Annotated in this window: 3 protein-coding genes; all 3 read left to right on the forward strand. The window is 46.9% G+C overall.

The annotated features are described in order from the left end of the window. Positions 1 to 266: 266 nt before the first annotated feature. The 3 genes from ftsH2 (at position 267) to ACLFWI_RS28355 (ending at position 3,599) form a co-directional block, all read left to right on the forward strand. Positions 267 to 2,150, forward strand: a complete 1,884-nt coding sequence (gene ftsH2, locus ACLFWI_RS28345; protein WP_446415707.1) for an ATP-dependent zinc metalloprotease FtsH2 — start codon at positions 267 to 269, stop codon at positions 2,148 to 2,150. Positions 2,151 to 2,183: 33 nt separating this feature from the next. After that, a complete protein-coding gene (locus ACLFWI_RS28350; RefSeq protein WP_446415708.1) occupies positions 2,184 to 2,960 on the forward strand; it encodes a serine/threonine-protein kinase in 777 nt (258 codons plus the stop codon). A 291-nt stretch (positions 2,961 to 3,251) separates the two neighbouring features. Next, positions 3,252 to 3,599, forward strand: a complete 348-nt coding sequence (locus ACLFWI_RS28355) for a DUF433 domain-containing protein (RefSeq protein WP_446415709.1) — start codon at positions 3,252 to 3,254, stop codon at positions 3,597 to 3,599. Positions 3,600 to 3,667: the final 68 nt, after the last annotated feature.

Here is a 3,667-nt window from a genome sequence, read left to right on the forward strand (position 1 = left end):
GGGGAAGCAGGGGAAGCAGGGGAAGAGGATTACCCATCAACAATGAACCATGAACAATCAACAATGAACCATGAACAAAGGACAAAGGACAAAGGACAAATGACGATAAGACAGTTGCCCAAATCCTGAGAATTACGTTAAATTTGATTAAGCAGAAGTAAAGTTTCCTATTCAAACCACCGTTTAAGCTAGGCTTTGTGCTAAACCAGAGGCTCTTTAAGAGCAAAAGCCAAACCAGAAAACAAATATCTAGAGGCTCATAAGCGATGAAATTTTCCTGGAGAATACTCCTACTTTGGACAATACCCGCTCTTGTCATTGGGTTTTTCCTATGGCAGGGAGCGTTTTCTCCGGCTGTTGGTGATTTAAGTCAAAATACCGCCAGCACCCGGATGAATTATGGTCGCTTTTTAGAATACATTGAGAAAGGGAGAGTCACGAGTGTTGACCTCTATGATGGGGGTCAAACGGCAATTGTAGAAGCGATTGACCCGGATCTGAAGACAACGAATCGCTGGCGCGTCGATTTGCCTGCTAATTCTCCTGAGCTAATCACTAAGTTGAGAGAGGCTGATATTGCTTTAGATACCCATCCAGCACGTCAAGATGGGGCGATTTGGGGAATCTTAGGGAATTTAATTTTTCCGATTTTATTAATTGGTGGGTTATTTTTCCTCTTCCGTCGTTCGAGTAATATGGGTGGCGGTCCAGGTCAAGCGATGAACTTTGGTAAGTCTCGCGCCCGGTTCCAGATGGAAGCAAAAACGGGAATTATTTTCGATGATGTGGCGGGAATTCAGGAAGCCAAGGAAGAATTGCAGGAAGTGGTGACGTTCCTGAAGCAGCCGGAACGGTTTACAGCAGTAGGCGCACGGATTCCCAAAGGGGTGCTGTTAGTTGGACCTCCGGGAACAGGTAAAACATTATTGGCGAAAGCGATCGCGGGTGAAGCTGGAGTTCCGTTCTTTAGTATCTCTGGTAGTGAATTCGTGGAAATGTTTGTCGGTGTGGGTGCATCCCGTGTTCGTGACTTGTTCAAGAAAGCCAAGGAAAATGCACCTTGTCTCATCTTTATCGATGAGATTGACGCCGTAGGACGACAACGGGGTGCAGGTATCGGCGGCGGTAACGATGAACGGGAGCAAACGCTGAACCAGTTGCTGACAGAGATGGATGGGTTTGAAGGCAATACCGGGATTATCATTATTGCCGCCACCAACCGCCCTGATGTACTGGATTCAGCCCTATTGCGTCCCGGACGGTTTGACCGCCAGGTAATTGTTGATGCACCGGATTTGAAAGGACGGATTGGTATTCTGGAAGTCCATGCGCGGAATAAGAAACTTGCACCGGAAATATCCATTGAATCGATCGCGCGGCGTACTCCTGGATTTACTGGGGCAGATTTAGCTAACTTGTTGAATGAAGCGGCAATTCTGACAGCCCGTCGTCGTAAAGAGGCGATTACCATGCTGGAAATCAACGACGCGGTTGACCGGGTGGTGGCTGGTATGGAAGGCACACCATTGGTGGATAGTAAGAGTAAGCGGTTAATTGCCTATCATGAAGTCGGTCATGCGATCGTGGGGACGGTACTCAAGGATCATGATCCCGTACAGAAAGTGACCTTAATTCCTCGGGGTCAAGCCCAAGGGTTGACCTGGTTTACGCCGAGTGAAGAGCAAGGCTTAATTACGCGATCGCAGCTTAAAGCCCGGATTACGGGGGCGTTAGGGGGTCGTGCCGCAGAAGAAGAGATTTTTGGTCATTCTGAAGTTACCACAGGTGCCGGTGGTGATTTACAGCAGGTGACGGGAATGGCGCGACAAATGGTAACCCGTTTCGGCATGTCCGATTTAGGTCCTTTGTCTCTAGAAAGTCAACAGGGAGAAGTATTCCTCGGTGGCGGCTTGACGAATCGGGCGGAGTATTCCGAAGAAGTCGCGTCTCGCATTGATGAACAAGTACGCCGGATTGTGGAACATTGTCACGACGATGCTAAGCAGATTATGCGCGACAATCGCGTCGTGATTGACCGTTTGGTGGATCTGTTAATTGAGAAGGAAACCATTGACGGCGAAGAGTTTCGTCAGATTGTGGCGGAATATACTCATGTACCAGAGAAGGAGCAGTACGTTCCTGTGCTGTAATTTCGGACAATTTAATTGATTCATTGAGTAGGGATGGTGAAAATCATCCCTATTTTTTGTCTGTCTTATTCGTTTAAAGAAGGTCAGCAGGTTTGTCTTGTCATGGAGTATGTTCAGGGGCAAGATTTAACCCATGCCAATCGATTGACAGAAAAGGAAGGATTACACTATATTCGCCAGATTGGATCAGCGCTGATGGTGGTGCATGAGAATAACTTGGTGCATCGAGATGTTAGACCTGCCAATATTATGATGCGTCAGGGGAAACGGGAGGCGGTGTTAATTGATTTTGGGTTAGCGGTGGGATTTGATCACCCGTTGACGACGATTAATCCGACAACTGCCGATGGATTTACACCCCTGGAATTATATCATGTTGATGCCGAACGCGGCGCTTATACCGATGTGTATTCCTTAGCCGCCACATTGTATCAGTTATTAACTGGAGAAAAACCGCCCAGTGTCCGCGATCGCAGTTTAGCAAGGGCTAAATTAAAGCCACCTCAAGAAGTGAATCCCCAAATGAGCGATCGCACGAATCAGGCGATTCTGCGAGGGATGGCGTTAGCCCCCGAAGAACGCCCCCAAACGATGCAGGAATGGTTAGATTTGTTGGGGGTTGTGCCTCAATTTCCCCAACCCTGGCGTCGTTGGGATTTGACGATGTGGTTAACCATTATTGGCACAATTGCCACAATATTAGGTACGATTGCTGCATTTTTAGCGCTCAAGCCGCCATCAGCACCACCGCCGGAACCTACACCTGAGATTACACCAACCTCACAACAGGTTCAGCCAGAAACACAATAGTAAAACTGATATCATGTCCGGTTGAATACCCATAATTAGGGTGATAGGTTGAGGGAGAGATGGGGAGAAGTTTTTATTCGGGAAAATTGAACCAAGATAGGACGGTTTCTTCCGGACTTACTATGCTAAACTAGCAGGCGGCAAATCCTAAAATCAACCACACTTAGGACTTACGCAAAGGCTCTATATGTAGGGTGTGTTAGCGTAGCGTAACGCACCATTACCACTGTAGCGTCTCAGTTATTCAGAATTAATCCAAATAATTCCCCCTAATGGGACAGGCTACTTATTATGCAAATTCGAGACTACTTCAATTTTCTTGCTCCTGATGATATCCGCATTCAGGACAGTCGCATCGGGATTGAAAGCGTTCTTTACGAGTATATTTACAGAGCTAAAACCCCTGAAGAAATCGCCCAACAATTTGAAAGCATTACCCTAGAACAGGTTTATGCGACGATTCTTTACTATCTACACAACACCGAAGAAGTGAGGGCTTACTTGGCAGATTGGTTAGCGTTTTGCCGTCAACAGCGAGACGAGCAGAAACAGAATCCTTCTCCGGCACGACAGAGATTACGCAAATTGAAAGCAGAGTCAGAAGTTCAGCAAAAATATTCTGAATCGGTGAACAGTTGATAATGATTCAATATTTGTTAGATGTCATTGGCTATGTCTTCTCTTGCTCCCCTCTCCCGTGCCAAAAA

It is taken from the genome of Coleofasciculus sp., assembly GCF_046539235.1.
Taxonomy (GTDB): Bacteria; Cyanobacteriota; Cyanobacteriia; order Cyanobacteriales; family Coleofasciculaceae; genus Coleofasciculus.

Coding starts and splice junctions, on each gene's coding strand:
- ftsH2 (WP_446415707.1), top strand. CDS start 267: ATGAAATTTTCCTGGAGAATACTCCTACTTTGGACAATACCCGCTCTT.
- ACLFWI_RS28350 (WP_446415708.1), top strand. CDS start 2,184: ATGGTGAAAATCATCCCTATTTTTTGTCTGTCTTATTCGTTTAAAGAA.
- ACLFWI_RS28355 (WP_446415709.1), top strand. CDS start 3,252: ATGCAAATTCGAGACTACTTCAATTTTCTTGCTCCTGATGATATCCGC.